The sequence below is a fragment of the Amycolatopsis albidoflavus genome, from assembly GCF_039525725.1.
Taxonomy (GTDB): Bacteria; Actinomycetota; Actinomycetes; order Mycobacteriales; family Pseudonocardiaceae; genus Amycolatopsis; species Amycolatopsis albidoflava.
Genome location: NZ_BAAAHV010000012.1, coordinates 186,346 through 212,028 on the forward strand (window position 1 = coordinate 186,346; position 25,683 = coordinate 212,028).

26 protein-coding genes and 1 pseudogene are annotated in these 25,683 nt (G+C 69.7%); 22 read left to right on the top strand and 5 right to left on the bottom strand.

The window, feature by feature from the left end:
- From ABD156_RS19260 to ABD156_RS19305, 10 genes are all read left to right on the top strand, one after another.
- Positions 1-789 (top strand): AraC family transcriptional regulator, encoded by a 789-nt coding sequence (locus ABD156_RS19260; protein ID WP_344275016.1) that lies wholly within the window; start codon positions 1-3, stop codon positions 787-789.
- Positions 790-836: 47 nt separating this feature from the next.
- The gene (locus ABD156_RS19265) at positions 837-1,247 is read left to right on the top strand and encodes a VOC family protein (protein WP_344275019.1); all 411 of its coding nucleotides are present in this window, start codon (positions 837-839) and stop codon (positions 1,245-1,247) included.
- Positions 1,248-1,672: 425 nt separating this feature from the next.
- The gene (locus ABD156_RS19270; protein WP_344275022.1) at positions 1,673-2,818 is read left to right on the top strand and encodes an alpha/beta hydrolase; all 1,146 of its coding nucleotides are present in this window, start codon (positions 1,673-1,675) and stop codon (positions 2,816-2,818) included.
- Positions 2,819-2,840: 22 nt separating this feature from the next.
- Complete coding sequence (locus ABD156_RS19275) at positions 2,841-3,527, top strand: TetR/AcrR family transcriptional regulator (RefSeq protein ID WP_344275025.1); 687 nt, start codon at positions 2,841-2,843, stop codon at positions 3,525-3,527.
- Positions 3,528-3,672: 145 nt separating this feature from the next.
- Entirely contained in the window at positions 3,673-5,343 is a 1,671-nt protein-coding gene (locus ABD156_RS19280) for an AMP-binding protein (protein ID WP_344275028.1), read from the top strand.
- On the top strand, positions 5,340-6,863 hold the full coding sequence (locus ABD156_RS19285; protein WP_344275031.1) for an FAD-dependent monooxygenase: 1,524 nt from the start codon (positions 5,340-5,342) through the stop codon (positions 6,861-6,863). Before ABD156_RS19280 ends, ABD156_RS19285 begins: the two co-directional genes overlap by 4 nt.
- Positions 6,860-7,618 (top strand): maleate cis-trans isomerase family protein, encoded by a 759-nt coding sequence (locus tag ABD156_RS19290; protein WP_344275034.1) that lies wholly within the window; start codon positions 6,860-6,862, stop codon positions 7,616-7,618. The genes ABD156_RS19285 and ABD156_RS19290 overlap by 4 nt, the downstream gene beginning before the upstream one ends.
- Before the next feature lie 12 nt (positions 7,619-7,630).
- A complete protein-coding gene (locus ABD156_RS19295) occupies positions 7,631-8,269 on the top strand; it encodes a VOC family protein (protein WP_344275037.1) in 639 nt (212 codons plus the stop codon).
- A 1-nt stretch (position 8,270) separates the two neighbouring features.
- Complete coding sequence (locus ABD156_RS19300; protein WP_344275040.1) at positions 8,271-8,525, top strand: hypothetical protein; 255 nt, start codon at positions 8,271-8,273, stop codon at positions 8,523-8,525.
- Positions 8,518-9,798, top strand: coding sequence for an alpha/beta hydrolase (locus ABD156_RS19305; RefSeq protein ID WP_344275043.1), 1,281 nt, complete (start codon positions 8,518-8,520; stop codon positions 9,796-9,798). The genes ABD156_RS19300 and ABD156_RS19305 overlap by 8 nt, the downstream gene beginning before the upstream one ends.
- Positions 9,799-9,827: 29 nt before the next feature.
- Here ABD156_RS19305 and ABD156_RS19310 read toward each other — a convergent pair.
- A pseudogene (locus tag ABD156_RS19310) lies at positions 9,828-9,977 on the bottom strand (molybdopterin-dependent oxidoreductase); the annotation flags it as partial.
- 120 nt (positions 9,978-10,097) lie between these two features.
- Here ABD156_RS19310 and ABD156_RS19315 point away from each other — a divergent pair.
- Positions 10,098-10,775, top strand: a complete 678-nt coding sequence (locus tag ABD156_RS19315; protein ID WP_344275046.1) for a fasciclin domain-containing protein — start codon at positions 10,098-10,100, stop codon at positions 10,773-10,775.
- A 258-nt stretch (positions 10,776-11,033) separates the two neighbouring features.
- Here ABD156_RS19315 and ABD156_RS19320 read toward each other — a convergent pair whose 3' ends face one another.
- Complete coding sequence (locus ABD156_RS19320; RefSeq protein ID WP_344277648.1) at positions 11,034-11,195, bottom strand: hypothetical protein; 162 nt, start codon at positions 11,193-11,195, stop codon at positions 11,034-11,036.
- A 200-nt stretch (positions 11,196-11,395) separates the two neighbouring features.
- Positions 11,396-11,605, bottom strand: coding sequence for a CsbD family protein (locus tag ABD156_RS19325; protein ID WP_344275048.1), 210 nt, complete (start codon positions 11,603-11,605; stop codon positions 11,396-11,398).
- A 175-nt stretch (positions 11,606-11,780) separates the two neighbouring features.
- On the opposite strand from ABD156_RS19325, the gene ABD156_RS19330 reads away from it, so the two are divergent.
- Genes ABD156_RS19330 through ABD156_RS19355 form a run of 6 tightly spaced genes read left to right on the top strand, consistent with a single transcriptional unit; the run spans position 11,781 to position 14,194 of the window.
- Complete coding sequence (locus ABD156_RS19330) at positions 11,781-12,242, top strand: Asp23/Gls24 family envelope stress response protein (protein ID WP_344273074.1); 462 nt, start codon at positions 11,781-11,783, stop codon at positions 12,240-12,242.
- A complete protein-coding gene (locus ABD156_RS19335; protein ID WP_344275051.1) occupies positions 12,239-12,565 on the top strand; it encodes a hypothetical protein in 327 nt (108 codons plus the stop codon). The genes ABD156_RS19330 and ABD156_RS19335 overlap by 4 nt, the downstream gene beginning before the upstream one ends.
- The gene (locus tag ABD156_RS19340) at positions 12,562-12,738 is read left to right on the top strand and encodes a hypothetical protein (protein WP_344275056.1); all 177 of its coding nucleotides are present in this window, start codon (positions 12,562-12,564) and stop codon (positions 12,736-12,738) included. Before ABD156_RS19335 ends, ABD156_RS19340 begins: the two co-directional genes overlap by 4 nt.
- 3 nt (positions 12,739-12,741) lie before the next feature.
- Positions 12,742-13,110 (top strand): Asp23/Gls24 family envelope stress response protein, encoded by a 369-nt coding sequence (locus tag ABD156_RS19345; RefSeq protein WP_344275059.1) that lies wholly within the window; start codon positions 12,742-12,744, stop codon positions 13,108-13,110.
- Entirely contained in the window at positions 13,107-13,634 is a 528-nt protein-coding gene (locus tag ABD156_RS19350; RefSeq protein ID WP_344275061.1) for a DUF6286 domain-containing protein, read from the top strand. The genes ABD156_RS19345 and ABD156_RS19350 overlap by 4 nt, the downstream gene beginning before the upstream one ends.
- Entirely contained in the window at positions 13,631-14,194 is a 564-nt protein-coding gene (locus ABD156_RS19355; RefSeq protein WP_344275065.1) for an Asp23/Gls24 family envelope stress response protein, read from the top strand. The genes ABD156_RS19350 and ABD156_RS19355 overlap by 4 nt, the downstream gene beginning before the upstream one ends.
- Positions 14,195-14,266: 72 nt before the next feature.
- Here the strand turns inward: ABD156_RS19355 and ABD156_RS19360 are convergent, their stop codons facing one another.
- Entirely contained in the window at positions 14,267-15,247 is a 981-nt protein-coding gene (locus ABD156_RS19360) for a ferritin-like domain-containing protein (RefSeq protein ID WP_344275067.1), read from the bottom strand.
- A gap of 325 nt (positions 15,248-15,572) precedes the next feature.
- Here ABD156_RS19360 and ABD156_RS19365 point away from each other — a divergent pair, with 325 nt between their 5' ends.
- Both ABD156_RS19365 and ABD156_RS19370 read left to right on the top strand, forming a co-directional pair.
- Positions 15,573-16,058, top strand: coding sequence for a hypothetical protein (locus tag ABD156_RS19365; RefSeq protein WP_344275070.1), 486 nt, complete (start codon positions 15,573-15,575; stop codon positions 16,056-16,058).
- Between the two features lie 796 nt (positions 16,059-16,854).
- Positions 16,855-19,611 (top strand): ATP-binding protein, encoded by a 2,757-nt coding sequence (locus tag ABD156_RS19370; protein ID WP_344275073.1) that lies wholly within the window; start codon positions 16,855-16,857, stop codon positions 19,609-19,611.
- 524 nt (positions 19,612-20,135) lie between these two features.
- Here the strand turns inward: ABD156_RS19370 and ABD156_RS19375 are convergent.
- On the bottom strand, positions 20,136-21,527 hold the full coding sequence (locus ABD156_RS19375; protein ID WP_344275076.1) for a KamA family radical SAM protein: 1,392 nt from the start codon (positions 21,525-21,527) through the stop codon (positions 20,136-20,138).
- 121 nt (positions 21,528-21,648) lie between these two features.
- Here ABD156_RS19375 and ABD156_RS19380 point away from each other — a divergent pair, with 121 nt between their 5' ends.
- Genes ABD156_RS19380 through ABD156_RS19390 form a run of 3 tightly spaced genes read left to right on the top strand, consistent with a single transcriptional unit; the run spans position 21,649 to position 25,677 of the window.
- Positions 21,649-23,250 carry an amidohydrolase gene (locus ABD156_RS19380; protein WP_344275079.1) on the top strand — a complete coding sequence of 534 codons (1,602 nt, stop codon included), beginning with the start codon at positions 21,649-21,651 and terminating at the stop codon, positions 23,248-23,250.
- 10 nt (positions 23,251-23,260) lie between these two features.
- Positions 23,261-24,886 carry an apolipoprotein N-acyltransferase gene (gene lnt / locus ABD156_RS19385; RefSeq protein WP_344275082.1) on the top strand — a complete coding sequence of 542 codons (1,626 nt, stop codon included), beginning with the start codon at positions 23,261-23,263 and terminating at the stop codon, positions 24,884-24,886.
- Positions 24,887-24,909: 23 nt separating this feature from the next.
- On the top strand, positions 24,910-25,677 hold the full coding sequence (locus tag ABD156_RS19390; protein WP_344275085.1) for a polyprenol monophosphomannose synthase: 768 nt from the start codon (positions 24,910-24,912) through the stop codon (positions 25,675-25,677).
- Positions 25,678-25,683 lie beyond the last annotated feature (6 nt).

Here is a 25,683-nt window from a genome sequence, read left to right on the forward strand (position 1 = left end):
ATGCCGCGCGCTACGATGCCCGGCGTGTCGCTCGACCGGGTTGAGGGAATTCCAGGGCTGGAGTACCGGGTGTCGGACTCGCCCTATGTCGAGGGCGTGTACCGGGTGGGACCGGACGGCGGGCAGGGCGGTTTCGCGCCGGAACGCATGGTGTCGGTCGTGAACTCGAACTGGGAGCTGCTGGTGTGGGCCTCGGCCGGGGTGACCGCCGTTTCGGTCCGCGGTCCCGAGACGCGGCCCACCGTGGTTCCGCTGGGCGGCGGGCTGGGCAGCGCCTTCGGCGTGATCTTCCGGCACGGCGCCTTTCTGCGGAATCTGCCCGTGGGCGGCCTTGTGGACGGCACCGTGTCGAGCCCGTACACGACGCCGCGCTCGTTCGTGCTGCAGAACACCGAGTGGGAGATCCCCACCTACGAGAACGCGGAGACGTTCGTAGACCGCCTGGTCCGGGCGGGGCTGCTGGCGCGGGACCCGCTGGTGACCGACGTCCTCGCCGGGGAGCGGCCGGTGCTGGTCACCCCGCGCTCGGTGCAGCGCCGGGTCGCCGCGGCCACCGGCTTGACGCAGGGCATGATCCGGCAGATCGAGCGGGCGCGACGGGCCACGATGCTGCTGCGCCAGGGCGTCGCGGCGACCGACGTCGTGCATCTCGTCGGGTATCACGACCAGCCCCATCTGGCGCGGTCGCTGACCCGCTTCGTCGGCCGGACGGCGACCCAGCTGCGACGTCCAGACCCCGGAGAGATGGTGTCGCTCCTGTACAAGACCGACGCCGAGGTAGCGCCGTAGGTTCGTACCCAGCCGGAACGCCCGGCTGCCGGAACCGAGGAGCACCAATGGCTTTCACGCAGATCTATGTCAACCTGCCGGTCGCCGACCTGGAGGCGAGCACGGCGTTCTACACGGCGCTGGGCGGCGAGCTCAACCCGCAGTTCACCGACGAGACGTCCGCACAGGTCGCCCTCGGCGAGGCGGTGACCGTACAGCTCATGACCCACGAGCAGTTCGCCCAGTTCACCTCGCGGCCGGTAGCTTCCGGTGCGATCGAGTCGATCCTCGCGGTGCCCGCCGAGTCGAAGGAGGAGGTCGACCGGCTGGCCGACGCCGCCGTGAAGGCAGGCGGGTCCGAGCCGCGCCCGCCGCAGGACATGGGCTGGCTCTACAACCGCGCGGTGGACGACCCGGACGGCCACAGCTGGGAACTGCTCTCGTTCGACGCCTCGGCGATGCCCGGTACCCCCGAATGACGGCGGGTGCGGGCGGTCGGATTCCCTTTGCCCGCACCATGCCCGGCCCAAGACGTCTTCGGTCACGCCAATTCACTTTTGCCATCTGCACAAGAATTCCGGCAATCATTTCACCGCGCCGACGGCCACGCAGCGGCCGAAACCGAGCAGTTCACCCTGAAACTGGCTGGCTGGCAAGGCATGCGGACGCGGCCGACGGAACTCCCGGTCGACAGAGCAGATCCGCGGAAGCGATCGAGGGCATCTCAGCGGCTTACCAGTCCAGCAGCACCGGCGGAACACCTCCGGTGCTGCGTCCATACCGCCCGAATGGCGGACGCAGCGCTTTCACCTGCACCGACCCTTGACTTCGACACGCGTGTCGATAACATGACACACCTGTAACAGGGTGGGCAACGGAGCCCGCCTGTCGAAGGGAGACCACCGTGCGCAGCGTGCAACGACGTTTTTCCCGGATGGCTGCGGTGGCGTCCGCCGCGGTGCTCGCGCTGGCCGGTGCCGCGGCTGTCGCGAGCGCGGCCGACAGCTGGCCGCTGACCCCGAAGGCGGTGCCGGGGCTGCCCGGCGCCCCGGCGGCGGCCGACCTGCCGGGCGTGAGCTCGGCGAGCGGAGCGCAGTGCCGCAACTATTTCTTCCCGGTCACCGAGCCCGGAAGTTCCGCCGTGCTCAAGGAATTCGGTCAGCTGTGCACCTCCGACCCGGCACTGCTGGGCAAGCAGCCGGTGCAGATCCTGATCCACGGCGGGACCTACGACCACACTTACTACGACTGGCCGTACCAGCCGGACCGCTACAACTACGTCCGTTACATGACCCAGCGCGGTTTCACGACCCTGAACCTCGACCGGATCGGGTACGGCCACAGCGATCATCCGCTCGGCGCGAGCATGAACTTCGACGTCGCCGCGAACACCACGCATCAGATCGTGCAGTACCTGCGCCAAGGCGGCCTGGGCACGCAGTTCGGCACTGTCACGCTGAACGGGTACTCGATGGGCGGCCTCACCTCGCAGGTCGAGGCAGGCACCTTCCACGACGTCGACGCGCTGATGGTGCACGCCGTCGGGCACGGGCTGCTGACCCCGGCTTCGACCGCGCGGCTGGGCAGTTTCGCCTACCCCGCGCTGCTGGACCCGAAGTTCTCCGGCCGGCCGTGGGCGGTCGATCCCGCGTATCTCACCAGCATTCCGGGCCGCCGCACCATTTTCTACGGCCCCGCGTCCACTTTCGACCCGCAGCAGCTGACCGTCGAGGACGCGACGAAGGACACCATGTCGGCGACCGAGCTCGCGGACATCACCCTGCGCACCTACACCGACCAGACCAAGAACATCACCGCGCCGATCCTGTGGTCGCCCGGCCAGTACGACAAGATCTGGTGCGGCACCACCGACGACTGCGACACCGATCCGATGTCCGCGAACGAGTCGGGCTACTACCGGCCGGGCGTGTTCACCAAGTACATCGTGCAGAACACCGGCCACGCCACGCTGCTCGGCTACGGCGGTGCCGACTACCTGAACGAGATCGTCGGCTGGCTCGGCGCGCACGGCATCCACGGCGTGCGGTGAGCCCGCGGGTAAGCTGCGGATCATGTCCACGGCAGAGCGGGGTAAGGGAAAACGCAGCGAGTTGCGCCGCACGCTGGTGACGTCGGAACTGCTCGACACCGCGACCCGGCTGTTCGCGGAAAAGGGCTACGAGGCGACCAGTCTGCTGGACATCGCGAACGCGCTGAACATTTCGCGGCCCGCGCTGTATCACTACGTGAGCAAGAAGGAAGACCTGCTCGCGATGCTCGTCGAACAGGTCACCAACGGTTTCGCGGAGGTGCTCGCGCAGTTCAAGGCGCGTGACGATCTCGCGCCGTCGGAGAAGGTCGCCGACGTGGTCGGGCTGATCGTGCGGCAGCGGGCCGAGCATTCCGACCAGTTCCGCATTCTCGACCGCTCCGAGTCGATCCTGCCGGAACCGCTCGCGGGCGAGCATCTCGAGGCGAAACGCACTGTCCTGCGCGAATTCACCGCGCTGGTGGAGGCGGGCGTCGAAACCGGCGAGTTCCGCCCGGTCGACGCGCGCACCGCCGCGTTGTCGCTGCTGGGCATGTGCAACTGGGTCGCCTGGTGGTTCCGGTCCGGCTCGGACGTCGAAGCGGTCGTCGCGACGATCACCGGGTTGGCGACGTCGATGCTCGCCGCAGGCGACAACACCGGGCGCGGACGGCAGGACGCCAAGACGATCGACCAGATCCGCGCGCTCCTGGACCGTCTCGAAGGCTGACCGGGATCCTGCTTGGGCCGTGCGGCGCACCAGCGCCGCACGGCCTTTTTGGTGTCCTGGGCCAGCCTGGCGCGCAAGTGACACATGTGTCGAACTTTCGACACAGCTATTGAACTTTCGCTCGGACCGGCTTACCGTCATCCGCATGACGTTGCCTCCACCTGCACCACCGACGACCCCGTACGACGAGGTCAGCGTGCTTGCGTACCGGCGTGCCGGGTTCTGGGCGGGGCGGTCGCTGCCGGCGGAACTGCTCGAGTCCGCCCGCCGGCACGGGACGCGGACCGCGCTCCTGGCCGAGGGCCGCGCGTGGACCTACGACGACCTGTTCGACGAAGCCCAGCGGTTCGCGGCGGGGCTGCTTCGCTCCGGCGCTGCCCGGCCGGGCGAGCCGGTGATGTTCCAGATGGGGAACGTCGCCGAGACGGTCGTCGCCTACCTGGGCTGCTTGTTCGCCGCCGCGCCGCCAGTGTGCACGCTGCCGCAGCACGGAACACGCGAGATCGGCCTGCTCGCCGCGCACGTCGGCGCCCGCACGCTCCTCGTGCAGGCCGACTTCCGCGACGGACGGCTGCGCACTCAGGCCGAGCAGCTTCTCGCCGAGGGATCGGTCGCCGAGGTGGTGACGTGCCGCGGCGAGCCGATCGGGACGGCGCCCGCCTATGACCGGCTGGTGCGCGAGCCAGTCCGGGAACCGTTGCCCTATCTCGAATCCGACCTGCTCCGGCCCGCGGTCTTCCAGCTTTCCGGCGGCACGACGGGCTTGCCGAAGGTCGCGCCGCGGCTGCACGAGGAATACGCCTACAACGCGCGCGCCTGGGCCGCCGCGATGGCGATGGACGAGGACTCCAGAGTGCTCTATCCGTTGCCGCTCATGCACAACGCCGGGATTTCGCTCGCGCTCCAGCCGTCGATCTTCACCGGCGCGACGCTCGTGCTCGCGCCCTCGGCGGACGTCGACACCGTCCTCGAGCTCGTCGCCGAACACCAGCCGGACGTGCTGCCGCTCGTCCCGCCCGCGCTCGCGGTCCGGCTGCTCGAATCGCCACGGGCCCAGCGGACAGACTTCTCCGGCCTTCGCGATTTCGTCGTCGGCGGACAGCGGTTGCCGGCCGAGGTCGCCGAGCGGCTGCGCGACGAGCTGGGCATCCGGATCCGCCAGATGTTCGGCATGGCGGAAGGGATGTTCCTGGTCACGCCCGCCGGAGCGGACGAGGCGGTGCGCCACCACACGGTCGGCGCGCCGATCTCCGCGGCCGACGAAATCCGGATTCTCGACCCGGTGTCCGAGGACGAGGTGCCGGACGGCGAGGTCGGGGAATTCGCCGCGCGCGGGCCGTACACGATCCGCGGCTACTACCGCGCCGACGAGCACAACCGGACCGCGTTCACGCCCGACGGCTTCTACCGCACCGGCGATCTGGCCCGGCGGCACGTCGCCGCGGAGGGCGTCAGCTACTCGATCGACGGCCGGATCAAGGACGTGATCAACCGCGGCGTCGAGAAGATCTTCGCCGAAGAAGTGGAGGAGATCATCGTCGCGCATCCGGACGTGGTCACCGCCGCGCTCGTCGCGATGCCCGATCCGGTGCTGGGAGAGCGGGCCTGCGCTTATCTCGTGCTGGAGGACGGCGCGCCGCCGCTGACGGTCGAAACACTGGGCGCGCACCTGCTTGCCCGCGGGCTGGCCAAATACAAACTGCCCGAGCGCGTCGAGGTCGTGCCCGCGCTGCCGCTGACGAACGTCGGCAAGGTCGCGAAGAACCGGCTGCGCGAGGACGTCCAGGCGAAACTGGCCGAAGGGAGTGCCCGATGACCCGGCGGGTGAACGTGCTCGGCGGCGGTCCTGGCGGGCTGTACGCCGCGAGGCTGCTGAAACTGCGCGACCCGGCCCTGGAGGTGGCCGTCCACGAGCGGATGGACGGCGCGCAGGGGACGTTCGGGTTCGGCGTCGGTCTGACCGAGGCCACGATGCGCAATCTCGAACAGGCCGATCCGGAGACCGCGGACCGGGTCCGGGAGGTCAGTTACGTCGGCCACGAACTGCGGTTCGCCGCCGAGGACCGGTCCGTCTGCCTGCACGGCGCGCGGAACCTCGCGGTCGGTCGCGCCGCGCTGCTGCGAGTCCTGACCGAAGCGGCGACCGCGGTCGGCGTCGAGTACCGGGCCGGGTCCCACGCGGACCTCGGCTCGGTGAGCGGCGACGTCGTCATCGCGGCGGACGGCGTCGGAAGCGGGACGCGCGCCAAGCTCAGCGCCGAACTGGGCGTCCGGACCGGCCTCGGGCGGACGCGGTATGTCTGGTGCGGCGCGCCGTTCGCCGCCTCGTCCGCGTTCTTCGCGTCCGTCCGGCGGGGGCAGCAGCTGTTCGTCACGCACGCGTACCCGTACGCCGAGGACCGCAGTACGTTCCTGATCGAAGTGGACGACCGGACCTGGACCGACGCCGGTCTGGGCGAGTTCGACGCGGCGACCGCGCCCGGAGAAACGGACCAGCAGAGCGTGCGGCTGCTCGAAAACGTGCTTTCGGGCCAATTGCGCGGCGGGGAACTGCTCGCGAACCGCACGCGGTGGAGCCGGTTCGTCAACCTCGGCCTCGAGCGCTGGCACACCGGGAACGTCGTGCTGCTCGGGGACGCCGCGCACACCGCGCACTACACGCTCGGCTCGGGTACCAAGCTGGCTCTGGAAGACGCGATCGCGCTGGCGGACGCTCTCGCCGGGGAAGGCTCGGTGACGGCCGCCTTCGCGGCGTACGAGCAGGCGCGCCGGCCGGCGGTCGAGCGGTTCAAGCAGCTCGCCGGCCGCAGCCAGCGGTGGTGGGATTCCTACCGCTGGCGGGCGGATTGGCCGGCCGAGCGGCTGGGCCTGTCCTACATGACTCGCTCCGGCAACCTGACCATGGCCGACTACGCCGCGTCGGAACCCGAGGTCGTGCGCACCGCACTGGAGTGGCTGGGCGCCGCGCCGTCCGGCGACCCGGCGGAGTGGGTCCTCGCACAACCGTTGCGCGGCAACGGAATCCAGCTTCCCCTGCGGGCGGTCCCGCGAGCCGACCTCGGCCAGCCGGTCGAGGAGGTCGAGTGGACCGAGCCGGACGTGTGGGGAGAAGCCGCCGACCAGACCGTCGACCGGCTCGCCGCCGGCGCCGGACCGCTGCTGGTGACCGGGAAACCCGGCGAGTTCTGGGCCCGTGTCGACCTCGCCGAGCGGCTCCGGCTGCAGACCCGGCGCACGGTCGGAGTGGACCTGCCGCGGTCCGCACGGGCCTTCGCGGCCACCACGGTCGGCGCCGGCCGGGCCGATTTCGTGACTGTCTCCCAGGAGGATTCGTGACCAGCAATTCCCGGCGCGTCGGGCTGATCGTGCCGAGTTCGAACGTGACCGTCGAGACCGAGCTGCCGCGGCTGCTGCGGCGCGTGGACGGCGTCGAGTTTTCGTTCCACGCCAGCCGGATGCGGATGCACGCCGTCACGCCCGAACAGCTGCGCGCGATGAACGCGCAGCGCGAGCGGTGCGTGCTGGAGATCGGCGACGCGCAGACGGACGTGCTGCTCTACGCCTGCCTCGTTGCGGTGATGGCCATGGGCGCCGGCGAGCACCGCGACGCCGAGCTGCGCATCGCCGAGCAGCTAGCGCTCGGCGGATCGGACACGAAGGTGCTGTCCAGCGCCGGCGCGCTGGTGCGGGCGCTGACCGACCTCGCGGCGAAGCGGGTCGCGCTGGTCATGCCGTACACCGAACCGGTAGCGCGCACGGTCGTCGAATACCTCGAGGCCGAAGGATTCACCATCACCGGCTGGCGCGCGCTGGGCGTCGCGGACAACACCGAGGTCGGCTGCATCCCCGGCGAGGCGGTGCTGGCCGCTGCCCGCGAACTCGACTTGAGCGACAGCGACGCGCTGGTGATCTCGTGCTGCGTCCAGATGCCGTCGCTCGACCTCGTCCAGCCCGCGGAAGAGGAGTTCGGGCTGCCGGTGCTGTCGGCGGCCACCGCGGGCGCGTACTCGATCCTGCGCGCCCTCGGCCTGCCCGTCGATCTTCCCGGGGCGGGTTCGCTGCTGCGCACCGACGCCAACGTCCAGGTCTGACAAGGAGTTTCCATGACTGACAAGCCAGTGCACCGGGTGCGCGGGGTCGACCACGCCGCGTTCCCGACCTTCGACCCGGCCGCCACCGTCCGGTTCTATCGCGACGTGCTCAAGTTCCCGATCGTCCACTCCATTTGCGCGGCCGGCTGGGGCCCGGAACGGCACCCGGACTTCATCCACTTCTTCTTCGACATCGGCGGCGGCGACCGGCTGGCGTTCTTCTACTACTTCGGCTGGGAACCGGCGGGCGACCAGAGCGCGCCCGGCGACGCCTGGGCCCGGCTGCCGCACGGCACGCCGAAGTTCTTCGCCGACAGCAGGCATCTCGCGATCAACGTCGAGGACGAGGAAGACCTGCTGGAGTACCGCCGCCGCTTGGACGAATCCGAGTGGCCGGTGGAAATGCAGGTCATGCACGAGACCATCGAATCGATTTACACGCACGACCCGAACGGCTACATGGTCGAGATCACCCGCGCGCTGCGCCCGGTCACGCCGCAGGAGGACCTCGACGCGGAGTTGACCCTGCAAGCGCTGTGCGACGTCGTGGCCGGCGAGGCGCCGTCGATGGACCAGTTGCTGACCCGCAAGGCCGAGCTGATCGTCGAGCGGGCGGCGTCGTGGGAGCCGGCGGGGAAGGAGCTGGTCTGACATGGCCCGGTTCTACGTTCTCGACGTGCCGGAAAACGTCGGAGTCGTCGACGTCGCGCGGCAAGACGACCACAACACCGTCGACCGGATCGGGCCGTATTTCCGGATCACCGCGCCGGAAACCATCGTGATCGACCGGCGCTCGACCGGCTGCCGGCACGCGGTCTGGTACAGCGCGGTGGCCGGGCTGGAAGGTTCCGTGATCGTTCAGCACGACAAGAACGCGTTGCGGGTCGAAAGGCGCGCCGATGGCTGAGAACGGACTCGGCGCCGGCCGGTATCTCGCCCCGGCGGAGCTGCCCGAAGCGACGACCACGACCGCGCACCAGCTCGCCACGAGCGACGGCGCGACCGTGAACGGTCTGCTGAGGACAGTCCCGGGCGCGACCGCCGTGGCCGTGCTGATGCATCCGCGGCAGGACTTCTCGCATCACGTGCTGGTGCCGGAGCTGCTGAGCCAGGGATACGCGGTATGGACCCAGGGCACCCGGACGGCCGGCAACGACCTGACCTTGCTGCACGAGCAAGCCCTGCTCGACCTGGCCGCCGGGAACGTTTTCCTGCGGGACAAGGGCTTCTCGCGGGTAGTCCTCATCGGACACTCCGGCGGCGCCGCGCTGGCCGCGTTCTACCTCCAGCAGGCCGCCCGCCCGGCCGCCCAGCGGCTGCGCCGCGCTCCGAGCGGGAAGCCGGTTCCGCTCGGGGAGGCCGAAATGCCGGTCGCGGACGGATTCCTGATGATGGCCCCGCACCCCGGCCAGGGCGCGCTGCTGCTGCGGCTGATCGATCCGTCGGTCGTCGACGAGCGGGATCCGCGTTCGGCCGCGCCGGACCTGGACCCGTACCTCCCGGCCAACGGCTTCGCCGAACCGCCCGGCTCTTCCGCATACGCGCACGAGTTCGTCGCGGCCTACCGAACGGCGCAGTACGACCGGATCGCCCGGATCGACGCGCTGGCCCGCGAACTCGCCGAGCAGTCCGCGGCAGCCCGGCACCGGTACGGCGAAACCCGAGACGCCGCCGACCGCCGGACCGCGTTGGCCACCGGCGTCCTGACCGCCTACCGCACCGATGCGGACCTGCGCTCGGTCGACCTGTCCCTGGACCCGAACGACCGCCCGTACGGCTCGCTGTTCGGCCGCCGCCCGGACCTCACCAACTACGGAGTCCTCGGCTTCGGCCGGCTGACGACCCCGGATTCGTGGTTGTCGACCTGGTCGGCGATTTCGGGGAACGCGGACCTGGCGGCCTGCCTGCCCGACGTCACGGTGCCGACGCTGCTCGTGGAACTGACCGGCGACCAGGCATGTTTCCCGGCCGACGCCCAGCGGTTCCGAGACCTGAGCGGTGCCGCGGACATCACGCACGTACGGGTGCCAGGCCGCCACTTCGGCGCTCCGCTGCGGGAAGGGATGACCTCCGGGGCGACCCTGGCCGGCGCGGAAATGGGGGAATGGCTGCGCGCCCGCTTCCCGGCAGGGGCGCTCGCGCCGGAGCTCCTGGTTTCGACCCCGAACGCGACGAGGTGATCGAACAGGCGGCCGGAGCACCATCTTGTCGTAAGTACGGCGAAGTCCCTGAGCTTCACCGGGGTCAGGTCGATCGCCCCGTTGCCCACTGCGAGATGGGGGGATCCGTTGATCGAGATCAGCCCCGCGACCAGATGCCCCGCGGCGAGCGCGGCCGCGAGAGCGAGGACGGCAGTCATTTCGTTCACCCGATCGGGTTTTCGCTGCAGCGACCCATCCGCTCCGGCAGCCGCTCCGAATGACCGGCATCCGGCAGTTCCGACGGACTGCTACCTCCGCTCAAGCAGGAGTGAATCATCGTGAACAAGTTCCGCGTCGCGGGTGTCGGCCTTACCGCGGCAGCCGCGCTGACCCTGACCGCGTGCAGCGGCAGCGACAACTCGTCCGGCAGCGGCAGCTCCAGCAGCGCGCCCGCGCCGATGTCGAGTTCGATGTCCGCGCCGATGTCCAGCGGCGCTTCCTCGGGCGACGGGGTGACGACGAATGCCGACGTGTTCGGCCCGGCGTGCTCGAAGCTGCCGCAGGGCAGTGCTCCTGGTTCGCTGGATTCGATGGGTCCGCAGCCGGTGGCCAGTGCGGCGTCGACGAACCCGTTGCTGACCAAGCTGGTCGCCGCGGTGAAGGCGACGAACCTGGTCGACACGCTCAACAGCCAGCAGGCGATCACCGTGTTCGCCCCCGCCGACTCCGCGTTCTCCGCGCTGGGCGACGCCAAGTTCACCGAGCTGGCCAAGAACCCGACCCAGCTGGCCCCGATTCTGCAGTATCACGTGCTGGGCAAGCGTTACGACGCGAAGGGTCTCGCTTCTGCGGGCGACGTGACCTCGCTGAACACGGCGGGCGGGCCGATCAAGATCGAGGGCTCTGGCGACAACATGACGGTCAACGGCGCGAAGATCCTGTGCGGCAACATCCCGACCAAGAACGCCACGGTGTTCGTGATCGACAAGGTCCTCACCCCGGGCACGAACAAGTAGCACCACGCTCCGGGCTTCCTTCTCCTGCTTGAGGGAACCCGGAAAACAGCGGCCGTCGAGGCTCCGGCGATCACCGCGACGGCCGCGTCTCGCTGCTCGCACCCGAACCCTTTGCTCCACCACAGTCTGGCGGCGAGGCGCGTGACATTCGCCGTCGGGGGACGCGACAGCGGCAGCGTCCCGCCGGCCGGTGCCACAGCCTGCTCACTCCAGGTTCGCGGCACCGGCCGGCCCGTCGACGCAGGTGCGCTGAGCGCTTCACCCGCGTCCCAGCGTCTTTCGCTTCACGAAACCGATCACGGCGGTCGCGGCGAACAGGATCGCGCCCACGATGATCAGCCAGAACAAGCCCTTGACCACCACTCCGAGCACGATGCACGCCAGCCAGACGACCAGCAGCAAACCGAGCAATGCCAGCACAGCACCCTCCTGACCTTCGCGGGACGAACTGCGGTTCACCGGGAATGCCGCCGGCGGGCCCGGCGGTCAAGTCCGGGCGGTGCCGCGGGAAGAATCGCGCACGCTGGAGAGTCGCGTTTCCTGGACCCTCCGGCGGCAATTCCGGCGCGGTGCGGAGCCCCGAAACAGCAGCGGGACCCTGCGTGCACACGACGGGGAGATCAGTCTTTCTTCAGCGCGTTCTTGACTTTGTCCGCCGCGTCGCCGAGAGCTTCTTTCACGTTCTCCGCGGCTTCCCTGAGTCCGGCCTTCGCCTGGTCGGCTTTGCCTTCGTTCTCCAGTTTCTCGTTGCCGGTCAGCGAACCGGCGGCTTTCTTGGCTTTGCCGCCGAGATCGTCTGCCTTGGCGCCGATCTTGTCGTCCATCGACATGGATGTCCTCCTTCATCGGGCGTAATAACGAATTCCAGGGTGATGGACAATGCGGATCCCGAATCGTCACTCACTCGAAAATGTGATCGTCGTCACTCGTTCGGGGCGTGAGTTTCGCGCGGCCGGCGAGTCGAACCGATGAACTGAATGACGGGAAACGACTGGAGGAGTTTCGATGGCTTCGACGACTGATGCGGCGGCTAAGTCTCAGGACGTGGAGAAGGTCAATGCGGGTCCGCTGACCAGTTCGCAGGGGACGACCTCGGTCGCGGACGTGGTGGTGCAGAAGATCGCCGGTTTGGCGACGCGGGAAATCCACGGGGTGCACGCACTGGGCGGTGGTGCGGCTCGGGCGTTTTCGGCGCTGCGGGAGCGGATTCCGGGTGCGACGGCGTCGGCCGGGCAGGGTGTTTCGGTCGAGGTGGGGGAGAAGCAGGCCGCGGTGGATCTGCAGATCGTGGTCGAGTACGGGGTGTCGATCGCGGACGTCGCGCGGTCGATCCGGCGGAACGTGATCAGCGCGGTGGAGGGAATGACGGGGCTGGAGGTGGTCGAGGTGAACATCAACGTGGGCGACCTGCACCTGCCGTCCGACGACGAGGAGGACGCGTCCGGCGACAGCGGCCGGGTGCAGTGAATCCGCTCGCTGAGGCCGAGCGGATCATCGCCGCCGTGCGCGAGCTGCCGCAAGTGTCGGACGTGCACGGCGGCCGGTTCGGCCGCATCGCCACGCTCGGTGCCGGCCGCCGGGTCGCCGGGGTGCGGGTGACCGAAGACGACGTCACCGTCGGAGTGGCGGTCCGCATGCCCTTCGCGGTCGACGAGGTCGCGGCCGCGGTGCGTGCGGTCGTGGCGGCGCCCGGTCGTCCGGTGCACGTGCTCATCGCCGATATCGAAGAACCGGTTCCGTCCGGGGCCGGGGTGGAGAAGTCGGAAAACCGGAAGGAGACGGTGTCGTGAACGCAACGGGATTGGGCCTGATCACCGGCCTGGCGCTGGGCATCGCCGCCGCGATCGGCGGCTTCGGCGCGTTCTTGCTGGTCCTCGTGCTGGGAGCGGTGGGGCTGCTGGTGGGCCGCCTGCTGGACGGCAAGCTCGATCTGTCGCAGCTCACCGGCCGCGATCGGGGGTGAGCGGTGGCTGTGGCAGCGGAGGAGCGGGGGAGCCTCGCGATCAGCGAGCACGCCGTCGAGCGGTTGGCCGCCCGTGCGGCGGGCGAGATCGACCGGGTCGGCGGGGCCGCCGGGCGGACGCTCGGGATCAGCCTCGGCGGTGAAGCGCTGGACCGGTCGGCGAAAACGTCCGTCCGGATCGCGGGCGGGGAGGTGGAGCTGGACGTGCGGATCTCGCTGGAGTACCCGGCCCCGGTCGGCGCGACGACCGAACGGGTCCGCGGCCATCTGCGGGGGCGGGTCGAGGAGTTGACCGGGATGCCGGTCCGGCGCGTCGGGATCGCGGTGACGGCCTTGCACGCCGAGGTCGCCGGGCAGAGGAGGGTGGAGTGAAACGCCGAACCCGCCGGTCTCTTCCGGCGAGCTTGACCGCCGGTGTGCTGCTGGCCGTGTGCGTACTGGCAGCCGTGGCGGTGATTCAGCGGCTGGCCGGGAACCGGCCGTGGCTGGACTATCGCACGATCGCCGCGGCCGTCCGCAACGCGCAGTGGACTGACCTCGTCCCGGCACTGGTCTCGGGCGCGGTCGCAGTTATCGGGCTGGTGCTGGTGTGGGCGGCGCTGCTGCCGGGCAAATGCCGGATCCTCCCGCTGGCGGGCGACCTGGATTCCGGCGCCGCCACCGCGGACTACCGGTCCGCGTTGCGGGCGGCCGCGGCGGAGGTGGACGGGGTCGACCGAGCCCGGCTCTCGACCGGCTCGCGCAAGGTCAAGGTGCGAGTGAAAACCGCACGCACCCGGACGGACGGGCTGGCCGATGCTGTCCGTACTGCCGTCGAATCCCGGCTCGACCGCATCGCACCGGCCCGACGGCCCGCGGTGTCGGTGCGGGTTCGTGCTGGGAGGGAGGTGTCATGAATCGCCCGGCCGCGCTCAATCGCTTTCTGCTCGCGGTGATCGGTCTCGTGCTGCTCGCCGCGGGCGGCTTCGGGCTGGCCACCCACTTCCGCGTGCTGCGGGTCGTCGATCCCGAGGCGCCGCTGGTGCCGGGCACCGGGGAGCCGCCCGCCTGGGTGTTCTACGCGATCGCCGCGGCGGCGGTCGTGGTGGGGCTGCTCGCTTTGCGCTGGCTGCTGGCTCAGCTCGCGCACCGGCCGCGCACGGGGGTGTGGCGGTTCGAGACCGATCCCGCCTTCGGACGCACCGAGCTGCGCGCGGACGACGCGGTGGCCCCCTTCGTCGAGGAACTGCGCGCGTATCCCGGAGTGCGCAAGGCGAGCGCATCGCTCGCCGGAACCCGGGAGCAACCCTCTCTGGCGTTGATCGTCACGTGCGAGCAGGACGTCGACCTCGGCGAAATCCGCAGGCGTGTCACCGAGGAGAGCCTGCCGCGGCTCGAGGAAGCGTTGGAACTGGACGACATTCCGGTCTCGATCGAGTTCCGGTTCACCAGCCGCGCGGCCTCCCGCGTCGGATAGCCTCCCGCGAATGCCAGGTCGGCTGCCGAGGTGCCGGACCGCTGGCCGCGGCCCGGCACCTCGGCGGCCGGGTCAGTGTGCGGCGCTGGTGTTCACGGTTCCGTTGACGCCCTTGGGGAAGAAGCCGCCGGAGGTGGCGGCTTTGCTGGTCAGGTAGACGATGTTGAGGACTTGCCCGGGGCTGCGGCTGTAGGCGATGCCGTTGGCGTCGGCGGGCACGATGTTGGCGTTGCCGCGGTCGTCGATGACGCCTTGGTCGTCGTCGCCTGGACCGTCCAGGCTGTCTCGGGCGTCGGAGAGTTTGACCGTGGCTTCGCGCGAGTTCATGCCGAACAGGCCGCCGCCGCGTTCGTAGAGCGCGGTGCGGATGTTGCCGGCGTGGTAGGCCTCGACGGCGAGGATGCCGGCGGCGGCTTCGAGGTAGGTCTTGTTGCTGATCAACGGCGCCGCGCCTTTGTACGCGGTCACGCCGACGTCTTCGAACAGGAACGCGGCCAGCAGGAAATTCTCTTCGCAGGCGAACGCGTCGAAGGTGTGCCCTTTTTTCACGAGGCCCGCGGCTTGTGCGGCGGCGGTGAAACTGGATTGCAGGTCGATCTGCGGCCGGCTCACGGCCGCGGAGCCCAGCGCGCCGCGGAGAAACGCGACGTGCGCTTTTTCGTCGCCGGCGATTTCGTGGGCGTATTGGCGGGCGGCTTTCGTTTCGAACCGCACTGCCCGGCCGCCGGTGACTCCGCCCTGGGCGCCGGTGCCGGTGGTCATCGAGTCCGGCAGCCCGCGGCCGGTGACCGCGTGCAGGTAGAACTCGGCTTCCAGGTACTCGAGGTTGAGCGCGAAGTTGAGCACCGCGCCATCGCTGATTTGAGCGCTTTCGGCCGCCTCCCGGACCGGGCGCGGCGAGGCCGCCGCGCTACCGGCGGTCAGTCCGCCCAGCGCGCCGGCGCCCACCACTCCGAGCCCGGTCATCCCGGCCGCCCGCAGGAATCGGCGGCGGTCCTGGTCGTTCTCCGCGCTCCGGTTGATCATTGAAGCCGCATAATGCTTGCCAAACACGGACGAACTCCTCCCCGCCCGCGCGGGGAACGCGGGCGTCACTCGCGGCCGGACTCCCGGCCGCGAGAACGGATCCTTCGTGGACGATTCGGGTTCGGAGCCGGCGAGGGACCGGTTTGGTCGGGTGCACCGATCAGGTGAACCGGAGCCGCTGAAGCCCGACGAACACGTGCTCGCCGCGATGTGGGGTACGGGTACGTACGGGAACGCACGGGAAACGTGATTCCACCCGGTCGCCTCGGCAGGCTTGGCGTAGTGCTTCACGCAGCCATCCACAACTCCCCGGCGTCTCGACCGGACTCTGGGGCCGAACTGAGGAGGAATCATGCCTGACGTGACCGGAGGCATCGCCGCGGCAGTCGTCGCCGGCAGCATCGCTGTCGCGGGAGTGGTTACCGGCGGTGCCAGCGCCGACGCCGCCCAAGTCGCGAATGCCTGCCGATCGTGGGTGACACACGACTACGTGCGCATCACGGACAACATCCGCCTCGACTCCTGCTACTACGTGACCGGCGGCTACGTGATGTCCGCCCAAATCCCGTTCGAGAACTATTCCGGTGCGGGCCTGACGTATTGCGCACACGCACTCGACACGTCGAATCTCGGCGGCCCCTGGCCCCACGACTTCGGCTGCACTTCTTCCGGCGACAAGGATTCGTGGGTCTGGGCAGGAACCGACCGGCCCTTCGGCTCCCGCTACCAGTACTGGAGTGCGCCGCAGGGCACCTACGTGGTCTCCACCGGAGTCTGGCTGAACGGCCGCTACCTCGGCGACGTCCAGAGCCCGCGGACCTACATCGGCGCGCACTAGACGCACTGACCCGGGAGATCGCGATCGCGGGGACGCGTGATCGGATGATCTCGGTGCGAAGGGGGACCTCCGGGTTTGGTGCGGATCACCGTGATCCGCACCAAACCGCGGCGGTGCACCGCGCGCCCGGCAAGACGCTCGACGCAAGGCCGTGGACGACCGCTCCGGGCCGGCTTGCTCCAAGATCCCGCTCGACGAGAGGAAGGCGACCGCTGCCGCGTTCTGGCGGTGAGCCCGAATCTCCTTTGCTTCCCGAGGAATCACCGTCCAGCGCGTGCTGACCGACAACGGCTCATGCCGCAAAGTCCCGTCTCTGGCGCGAAACCCTCGCCAAGGCGGCGATCTCCCACAAAACAGACCCGCCCCTGCTGCCGCGATGGCCTGGTTCCTCCTGCGGCAGGTGCGCTTGGAGGCAGGCGCCGTCGGTTTCCGCCACTCGTCCGACCCTGATCAGGACTATGCCCACCTGGACCTGGGGTCATTTATGCACATTGTCGGATCGGCGGCGAGCGTGGACTTTCCGCCTGGCTGTGCCCGATCGGCCGCATCGACGGGCAGGCTGACTGTGTGCCCACCGGAGCGAGTGCCCCGCTCCTGGAGGCCCCAGTCGACATCGAGATGGCCGCCACCAGCACGCTGACTCCGGTGCTCTGCGCGATCGCGGACTCCCACAGGTTCCGTGCGAACTCGAACACTCCTCCCAGCCGCAGCGGCGAAATTTCTCCGCACAAGTCCGTACACCTCGTAGACTCGTCATTGGCTTAGACCACCGGGGGAGTGCGGGGGTGGCGCAGGCGTGGGTGTATCCGGGGACTTGGCTCCGAGTCCTGATGAGGCCGTCGATCTGGCCGAGTTCGTCTCCTTGCTGGGAGAGTTGCGCGCCTGGGCGGGGCAACCCTCGTATCGGAGTCTCGCCAAACGGGTGGGTCCGCTGATGCGGCCCGCGCAGGTGGTGTCGCCGTCCACGGTGGTGGACGCGTTCAAACCGGGACGCCGGCGGCTGGACATCGATTTGGTCGTCGCGATCGTCAAAGCCCTCGGACTGGACGAAGCGGCGGTCGCCCGGTGGCGGATGGCGTGTATCGCCGCGCACGCCAACGCCAAGACCGGCGGCCCCGTGGGGGTGTTCCGTCAGTTGCCGGCCGACCTGGCCACATTCACCGGGCGGACGCGGGAGCTTGCTCAGCTGATGGACGCGGCCGCGGACGATGGCCGCCGCGGCCCGCGGACGGTGGTGGTCTCGGCGATCGAGGGCATGGCCGGGGTCGGCAAGACCCGGCTGGCCGTACGCGCCGCGCACGAACTGACGCGCGCCGGACGGTACGCGGACGTGCAGCTGTACGTTGACCTGCGCGGCTTTGACGCGGAGCTGTCGCCGGCCGATCCCGGTGCCGTCCTGGACGGCTTCCTGCGGCAGCTGGGCGTGGCCGCCCAGCGGGTTCCGGAGGGGCTGGACCAGCGGGCGGCGATGTTCCGCGACCGGATGGAGGGCAAGGACGCGCTGGTCCTGCTGGACAACGCGGCGGATGACCGGCAAGTGCGCGACCTCATTCCGGCGAGCCCCACCTGTCTGGTGCTGATCACCAGCCGGCGCACGTTGGCCGCGCTGGAGGGGGCGACTTTCCATCCGCTGGACGTGTTCGGCCAGTCGGAGGCCCTGGACCTCCTTGCCCGCATCGCGGGAGCCGACCGGGTCGCCGCCGAGCCCTCCTCGGCCGAACAGATCATCGAGGCCTGCGGTTGCCTGCCGTTGGCCGTCTCGCTCGCGGCTTCCCGGCTGCGCTCCCGCCCGGCCTGGCGGCTAGCCGACTTCGCCGAACGCATCGCCGACGCGGGCCTGGTTTCCGCGAGCATCGGCGGACGCTCCGTGCGCGCTGTTTTCGACCTTTCCATGGACGTGCTCCCGGAATCGCTGCGGCGATTCTTCCTCGCGGCAAGCCTGTTCCCCGGTGGCGACTTCACCGCGCAGGCGGCCGCCGCGCTTGCCGATACAGGCGTCGGCGCCGCGCGGCAGATGCTGGAGCAATTGCAGGACGAACATCTCCTGCAACAGAACACCCCCGGTCGATACGCGTTCCACGACTTGCTCAGGACGTATGCCAGGGAGCTTGCCGCCGAGGAATCGACCAGAAGCACCCCCGCGGTCGACGAGCCGGTGCGCGGTCACGCGCGCGGGAAGGACACCGAGACCGACGGGGTCGGAGCGGATCTCGGCGCCCTGACTCGGTTGTTCGACCACTACCGGTACACGGCCGCGGTGGCCATGGACCTAGTCGAGCCCGCGACGCGGGAGCGGCGGCCCCGCGTCACTCCGCCGGACACCGAGGCGCAAGAATTCGCCGGCCGCGCCGAGGCGCTCGGCTGGCTGCAGACCGAACGACCCAACCTGCTGGCCGTCGCCGCGCGCGCGGCCTCCTGCGGCCTCGCCGTACACGTGAGCCAGCTCTCGCACATCACCTGGCGCTTCCTGCACGACCACGGCCACCATCGCGACGCGCTCGAGCTGCACACGCTCGCTGCCACGGTCACGAGAGCGAGCGGGGACCGCAGGGGCCAGACCAACGCGCTGCGCTTCAGCGGCCTGGCTTGCGAACGCCTCGGCATGCTGCGGGAGGCTCTCGCCGCGTTCGAGCAGGCCCGCGCGCTGTGCGAGGATCCGGGCGATCGGGCCGCCATCTTGGAGGGCTTGGGCAATGTCAACGTGCTGAGGTGCCGGTATGCGCGGGCCATCGGGTATTTCGACCAGGCTCTGGCCCTGTGGCAGTCGTTGGGCCGCATGCTCGGCGTCGGAAACAACCTGGGAAACCTGGGCATCGCCTCGTTCCATCTCGGCCGCTACGGCACAGCGCACGACTACCTGGTCAGGGCACTCGCCGTGCACCGGGACCACGGCTATCCGACGTCTCAGGCCCAAGCGCTGATCTGGCTCGGCATCGCCGGAGAACGAACCGGAAACTACGCCGAAGCAGCCGAGCATCTGAACCGGGCGCTCGAGCTCACCCAGGCGCACAGCCTGCCCGCCGAAGAGTCCGACGCCCTCGAGGTCCGGGGCCGGGTGCGGCTCGCCCAGGGGGACAGCGACCAGGCGCTGGCCGACCTCCTGTGTTCGCTGGAAATCCGCGGCCAGCACCTCAACCAGCCGAACATGTGCAACAGCCTGCTGGCGCTTGGTGCTTTGTACCAGCGACAACGGGAGTACGACCGCGCGCTGGACCATCTCGGCAGAGCGCTCGAGACCGCCCGCGAGGTCGGTACACCAGCCGGCCAGTGCGCCGCACTCACCGGACTCGGCGAGGTACTGGCGGCACTCGGAGACACCTCGTCCGCGCTCGATCATCATCGGCGGGCACTCGAATTCGCCCGGAAGGCCGGCGATCCCTACTGGCTCGCGCGAGCCCGCGAGGGCCTGGGAATGGTGTTGCGGACCGAAGGACACGAGGCGCGGGGCACGATCCAACTTCAGGCCGCTCACGACTCCTACGACAAAATCGGCGTGCCCGATGCGAAAAGGGTCGAGGCACACTTGCCCGGGAGACAGGTGTCGGCTCCATAGCGAAGTTTTGCTGAGGGATCGCGTCCCTTGTGCGGTGTCGCCGATCTGACGCCGAGCCCACCGCGCCGTCTATGGTTGCCGCGGTCCAGGCGGCCAATCTGGTCGATACCCGCAACAGCCAGCCCGCGAAACCGGAAACATGCGAAGGCGCGATGCGGCTTGCGGGCTGCGTTCCGGCGGGATCGAAATAGTCGGACCCTGGATTTCTGGACGGCAAAATATAGGCAATCGGACCGGCGGGCCGGAAGCATTGCGTGAGTGTCCACTATGGAGTATCTGGGCCGTCCGCCGATCAGAATCGCGGACGTCCCGGGCTCGCATGGCCGAGCAGGTCGGGCTGTTTCATCGCACCGACGGCGACGTCGCGGCGCTTTGGTGGTGCCTGGCCGGCAGTATACCCGCTGGCCAGGCACCACTTTGAGGTCTTCTTCCCCTGCGCGGTTCGCCTATGGCAGGGCTCGGATCCCGTGGCTTGCGGGTCTGTCGCCCAGTCGCGGGCAAGCGCTCGGGATCATGTGCTCGGGTTAGCAGGTCTTCTGGTCGACCCACCACTTCTGCCCGGCCTCGGGCAGCGTCTGGATCGGGTCGTAATACGGGTACTTCCGCTGCAACGCCTCCGGGTCCTCGTGCTCGATCCCGGTCCGATAATTCTTGGTCCAGTACGAAATCCCCAGCTCCCGGTCGTACTCCGCCAACTGGTGCACCCACCGCTTCCCGACATACGGCACATCGCACACAATCCGCGGCGTGGCATACCCCGGCAAGTACCCCATAATAGAATGCTGCAATTCCTGCGCCTCATGCACAGAAACCCGCCAGTGCTCCGCATTAGGAATCATGTCGCACATATAAAAGTAATACGGCAAAATGTTAGCCTCGCCCTGCAAAGCGAAGCAAAGATCCAAAAGCGCAGCCGGAGTGGCATTGACCCCGCGCATCAACACGCCCTGATTGCGCACATCCCGCACCCCGACCTGCAACGCCGTCCGCGCAGCCTCCGCCACCAACGGCGTCACCGACTGCGCATGGTTCACGTGCGTGTGAATAGCCAGGTTCACCCCACGGGCCTGCGCGGTAAGGGCGACCCGCTGCAACCCCTCGGTCACCTTCGGCTGCAGCCAGTGCTGCGGCAGCGCCGCGAGCGCCTTCGTGGCCAGGCGGATGTCGCGGACCGTCTCGATGTCCATCAGGCGCATCAGGAAGGACTCCAGTTGCGGCCACGGCACGTTCGCTACGTCGCCGCCGGAGACGACCACGTCGCGGACGCCGGGGGTGCGCTTCAGGTAGTCGATCATCGCGTCCTGCCGGTCGACCGGCTTGAGCGCGAGCTTGTGCTTCTCGACCTGTTCGGTCGAGTTGCCGACGAGGTCCATCCGGGTGCAGTGCCCGCAGTACTGCGGGCAGGTCGAGATCATCTCGGCCAGCACCTTCGTCGGGTAGCGGTGGGTGAGCCCCTCGACCACCCACATCTCGGCCTCGTGCAGCGAGTCGCGTTCGGCGTGCGGGTGACTCGGCCACACGGGATGCCGGTCACTGCGCACGGGAAGCATGTAGCGGCGGATGGGGTCGGCGTAGAACGCCTCGGTCACCTTCGCCGGGTCGGTGCCCGCGTGCGGGGCCATCGTGTTGATCATCTGCGGCGGCAGCAGCATCGACATCGTGGCCATCTCGCGCTGGTCGGCGAGCAGGTCCTCGTAGAACCGCTCCTCCAGCAGATCGCCCATCAGCGCCCGCAGCTGCTTGGCGTTGCGCACGCAGTGCACGCGCTGCCACTGGGCGTCCCGCCACTCTGCTTCGGTGACGTCGTGCCAGCCGGGGAACCGGCGCCAGTCGGGTTCTGCCAACTCTGCGCGGACGTACTCGTACGGCTGGTCGAAGGCGGCGGCAGTCGGCACAGGTTCCTGGATCGCAGTCATCTGTACTCCTAGTCGTCGGGAACGCGTGAAAATATCCTGCCATAACGTTAGTCGACCGTAAATCTTTCTGCACGATGACCCGGTCTGCCCTGCTCGGGGGACCAGGCGGGAGACTCGGGGAGTGAACGACAGCACCACGCTCCTGCTCGGCGGCCGCGTCTACACCCCGTCCTCCCCGGACGCCACCGCGATGGCGGTCTCGGGCGGCACCGTGGTGTGGGTCGGCCAGGACGCTCCGGCCCGCGCGCTGCACCCGGACGCCGAGGTCGTCGACCTGGGCGGAGCGTTCGTCGCGCCGGCGTTCGTGGACGCGCACGTCCACGCCACCTCCACCGGCCTGCACCTGACCGGTCTCGACCTGACCGCGATCCGCAGCTCAGCCGACCTGCTCGCCGCGGTTCGCGGGGCCGTCGTCCCGGGACAGGTCCTGCTCGCGCACGGCTGGGACGAGTCGTCCTGGACCGAGCAGCGGCTGCCGAGCCGCGCCGAACTCGACGCCGCCGCCGGGGACACGCCCGTCTACCTGAGCCGGGTCGACGTCCACTCCGCGCTGGTCTCGAGCGCGCTTGCGAAACTCGCGCCGGGCGTCGAGTCCGCGGCGGGATGGTCCGCAGACGGCCCGCTCACCCGCGCGGCCCACCACCTCGTCCGCGGGGCGGCCCGAGACGCGATCACCCGAGCGCAGCGTCAAGAAGCCCAGCGCGCGTTCCTCTCGACGGCCGCCGCGCGCGGGATCGTGTCGGTGCACGAATGCGCGGGCCCGGACATCTCCGGCGAGGAAGACTTCGCCGACCTCCTCGCGCTGGCCGACCCGGCCCTGCCGGAGATCGTCGGCTACTGGGGCGAGCTGAACGCCTTCGACACCGCCCGCCGCCTCGGCGCGCACGGCGTCGCCGGAGACCTTTTCGTGGACGGAGCGCTCGGCTCCCGCACCGCCGCCCTCACCTCTCCGTACTCCGACGAGCCCGGCACCTCCGGCTCCCTCTACGCCGACGCCGCGGTCATCGCCGATCACCTCGTCGCCTGCACCGAAGTCGGGCTGCAGGCGGGCTTCCACGTTATCGGCGACGCCGCGGTCGGCGAGGTGATCGAGGGGTTCCGGCTCGCCGAGAAGCAGGTCGGCCAGCGTCCCCTCGCCGCGCGGCACCACCGGCTGGAGCACCTGGAGATGGTCACTCAAGACCAGGCGCGCGCACTCGCCGGCTGGGGCGTCGTCGCGTCCGTGCAGCCGCTGTTCGACGAAGCCTGGGGCGGCGACTCCGGCATGTACTCCGAACGTCTCGGCGCCCGCGCGGCAGCGCTGAACCCCTTCGCACAGCTCGCCGCTGAAGGCGTTGTGCTTGCCTTCGGCAGCGACGCGCCGGTGACCGCTGTCGACCCGTGGGCCGCCGTACGCGCAGCCGTGCACCACCACACTCCCGAAGCGCGCCTCTCCGCGCGCGCCGCGTTCACCGCGCACACGCGCGCCGGACACCGCGCGGCGGGCGTCAACGACGGCGTCACCGGCAGCCTTGTCCCCGGCGCGCCCGCGCACTACGCGATCTGGGACGCGGCCGACCTCGTCGTCGCCACGGCCGACAGCCGCGTGCAGCGCTGGTCCACCGACCCGCGTTCGGGCGTGCCGCCGCTGCCGAGGCTGGAGCCGGGCGCGTCGCTGCCGCGCTGCCTGCGCACGGTTCGCGGCGGGACGGTCATCTACGACGAGTTCACACCGGCCGCTTAGAGTTCCGGGTGTGGCAGTGAGCGTGGCGGACGCCGATTCGGGCGTTCCGCACAAGACCAAGCGAAAGCGGGCGTGGAAGCCCTGGCTCGCGCGCGTCCTGGCGACGGCGGCGACGGGCTACGGCTACTACCTCAGCTTCGCCCCGCGCCCGCTGTGGTGGCTGGCCCCGATCGCGTTCGCCGCGTTCGCGCTGGTCCTTCGTGGACGGTCGTTCCGCGGCGCGTTCGGGTACGGCTTCGTGTTCGGCATGGCGTTCTTCGTGCCGCTGCTGGTGTGGCTGCAGGACTTCCTCGGCCGCGACTTCGGGCCGCTGCCGTGGCTGGCGCTGTCGTTCGCGCTGTCGCTCTACTTCGGACTCGCCGGGTGGCTGATCCGGGTCGTGGCGCGGCTGCCGCTGGCACCGCTCTGGGGCGCTCTGGTGTTCATCGCGCTCGAGACGCCGCGCACCTGGTTCCCGTTCGGCGGGTTCCCGTGGGGCCGGGTCGCGTTCAGCCAGCCCGAGGGCGCGTTCCTGTCGCTGGCGTCGGTCGGCGGTGCGCCGCTGGTCGGGTTCGCCGTCGTGCTCACTGGTTTCGGCCTCGCAGCCGCGATAAGCGCGCTGTGGCGCACTCGCAAGGCCTGGGATCGCGCGCTGGTGTGGCCTGCCGTGTTCACCGTCCTTCCAGCCGCCGCGGGGCTCGCGGTGTGGCCGACGATCGGCACCGAGGCGCAGAACGGTTCGCTCACCGTCGCGTCCGTGCAGGGCAACGCGCCGGACATCGGCCTGGCTTTGCAGGGACAGCGCGGGGTGCTGCGCGCGAACGCCCTCGCCGAAAGCTCCCGTCTGCTGCAGAAGGTCCAATCAGGACAGGCACCGAAGCCGGATCTGGTGCTGTGGCCGGAAACCTCGACGCCGCTGGACGGCGACGACCCGGGCGTCGACCAGATGCTGTCGGCCTTCGGGACGCCCGGGATCATCGGCGCGCTCGTGCGCACGCCGGACGGGGCCGCGGAAAACTCCGCTGTCGTCTGGGATCCGAAGACCGGCCCGGGACAGCGTTACGTCAAGCAGGATCTGGTGCCCTTCGGCGAGTACGTGCCCGCCCGCGCGATCGCGCGGCTGGTGACGCCGTTCATCGACGACACCCGCGACATGCGTCCCGGCGACGGCTCCAACGCCGCGCTGTCGGTCGCGGGAACCAAGATCGGCGTGTTCATCTGCTACGAGTCGGCGTTCGACGGCCCGGCGCGCGACGCGACGAACGCGGGCGGCGAACTGCTCGTCGTGCCGACCAACAACGCGTGGTACGGGCCGGGGGAGATGAGCTACCAGCAGCTCGCGATGGCGCGGCTGCGCGCGGTCGAGCACGGGCGCGCGGTGGTGGTGTCGGCGGTGTCCGGGGTGAGCGCGCTGGTCGCCCCGGACGGGACGATCACCAGCTCCACCGGGCTTTTCACGGCGGATGCCCTGGTCGGGCGCGTGCCGCTGCGCACGCAGACTACGCTGTCGGATCGAATCGGTGCGTGGACGGAGTACGGACTGCTGGCGTTGGCGATCGCGGGTGTCGCCGGCGGGTTCGTGCTCCGTTTTCGCACCCGGCGCGGTACCGGCAAGACAGTGACAACGGGGACCACAGCAGGGGAAGCGGCGGGCTGACTCGCCGGATGCGGAGGAGACGGATGGCGCAGGCGCCTCGGGGGGCCGACACGATCGAACCGGTGCTGGTGGTGATCCCGACCTACAACGAGCGGGAGAACCTCGGCCCGGTGCTGGACCGGCTCCACAAGGCACTTCCGGACGTCGACGTGCTCGTCGTCGACGACGGCAGCCCGGACGGCACCGGCGAGCTGGCCGACGAGCGCGCGGCCGCGGACAAGCGGGTGCACGTGCTGCACCGCACCGCGAAGGAAGGCCTCGGCAAGGCCTACATCGCCGGGTTCCATTGGGGGATGGAGCACGGCTACGCGACGTTCGTGGAGATGGACGCCGACGGTTCGCACGCGCCGGAGGACCTGCCGCGCCTGCTGGACGCGGTCGGCGACGCGGACCTCTCGATCGGGTCGCGGTACGTGCCCGGCGGCAGCACGGTGAACTGGCCGCTGCGCCGGACGCTGCTCTCGCGCGGGGCGAACCTGTACTCGCGGATCGCGCTCGGGATCAAGGTGGCGGACATGACCGCGGGGTTCCGCGTGTACCGCCGCCCGGTGCTGGAGAAGCTGGCGCTGAACGAGGTCGCCTCGCACGGCTACTGCTTCCAGATCGACCTCACGCGCCGCACCGCGGACGCCGGGTTCGACATCGTCGAGGTGCCGATCACCTTCACCGACCGGGAGATCGGCGTGTCGAAGATGAGCGGCGGCATCATGTCCGAGGCGTTCTTCCGGGTCGCGGAGTGGGGCGTGCAGCGCCGCCTGGCCCAGCTGAAGAAGCTGCTGGGCCGAGGCTGACGGTTC

Excerpts from the sequence above, each read along its gene's own strand:
- ABD156_RS19260 (WP_344275016.1), top strand. The coding sequence starts at position 1 with ATGCCGCGCGCTACGATGCCCGGCGTGTCGCTCGACCGGGTTGAGGGA.
- ABD156_RS19265 (WP_344275019.1), top strand. The coding sequence starts at position 837 with ATGGCTTTCACGCAGATCTATGTCAACCTGCCGGTCGCCGACCTGGAG.
- ABD156_RS19275 (WP_344275025.1), top strand. The coding sequence starts at position 2,841 with ATGTCCACGGCAGAGCGGGGTAAGGGAAAACGCAGCGAGTTGCGCCGC.
- ABD156_RS19280 (WP_344275028.1), top strand. The coding sequence starts at position 3,673 with ATGACGTTGCCTCCACCTGCACCACCGACGACCCCGTACGACGAGGTC.
- ABD156_RS19285 (WP_344275031.1), top strand. The coding sequence starts at position 5,340 with ATGACCCGGCGGGTGAACGTGCTCGGCGGCGGTCCTGGCGGGCTGTAC.
- ABD156_RS19295 (WP_344275037.1), top strand. The coding sequence starts at position 7,631 with ATGACTGACAAGCCAGTGCACCGGGTGCGCGGGGTCGACCACGCCGCG.
- ABD156_RS19300 (WP_344275040.1), top strand. The coding sequence starts at position 8,271 with ATGGCCCGGTTCTACGTTCTCGACGTGCCGGAAAACGTCGGAGTCGTC.
- ABD156_RS19305 (WP_344275043.1), top strand. The coding sequence starts at position 8,518 with ATGGCTGAGAACGGACTCGGCGCCGGCCGGTATCTCGCCCCGGCGGAG.
- ABD156_RS19325 (WP_344275048.1), bottom strand. The coding sequence starts at position 11,605 with ATGTCGATGGACGACAAGATCGGCGCCAAGGCAGACGATCTCGGCGGC.
- ABD156_RS19330 (WP_344273074.1), top strand. The coding sequence starts at position 11,781 with ATGGCTTCGACGACTGATGCGGCGGCTAAGTCTCAGGACGTGGAGAAG.
- ABD156_RS19355 (WP_344275065.1), top strand. The coding sequence starts at position 13,631 with ATGAATCGCCCGGCCGCGCTCAATCGCTTTCTGCTCGCGGTGATCGGT.
- ABD156_RS19365 (WP_344275070.1), top strand. The coding sequence starts at position 15,573 with ATGCCTGACGTGACCGGAGGCATCGCCGCGGCAGTCGTCGCCGGCAGC.
- ABD156_RS19375 (WP_344275076.1), bottom strand. The coding sequence starts at position 21,527 with ATGACTGCGATCCAGGAACCTGTGCCGACTGCCGCCGCCTTCGACCAG.
- ABD156_RS19390 (WP_344275085.1), top strand. The coding sequence starts at position 24,910 with ATGGCGCAGGCGCCTCGGGGGGCCGACACGATCGAACCGGTGCTGGTG.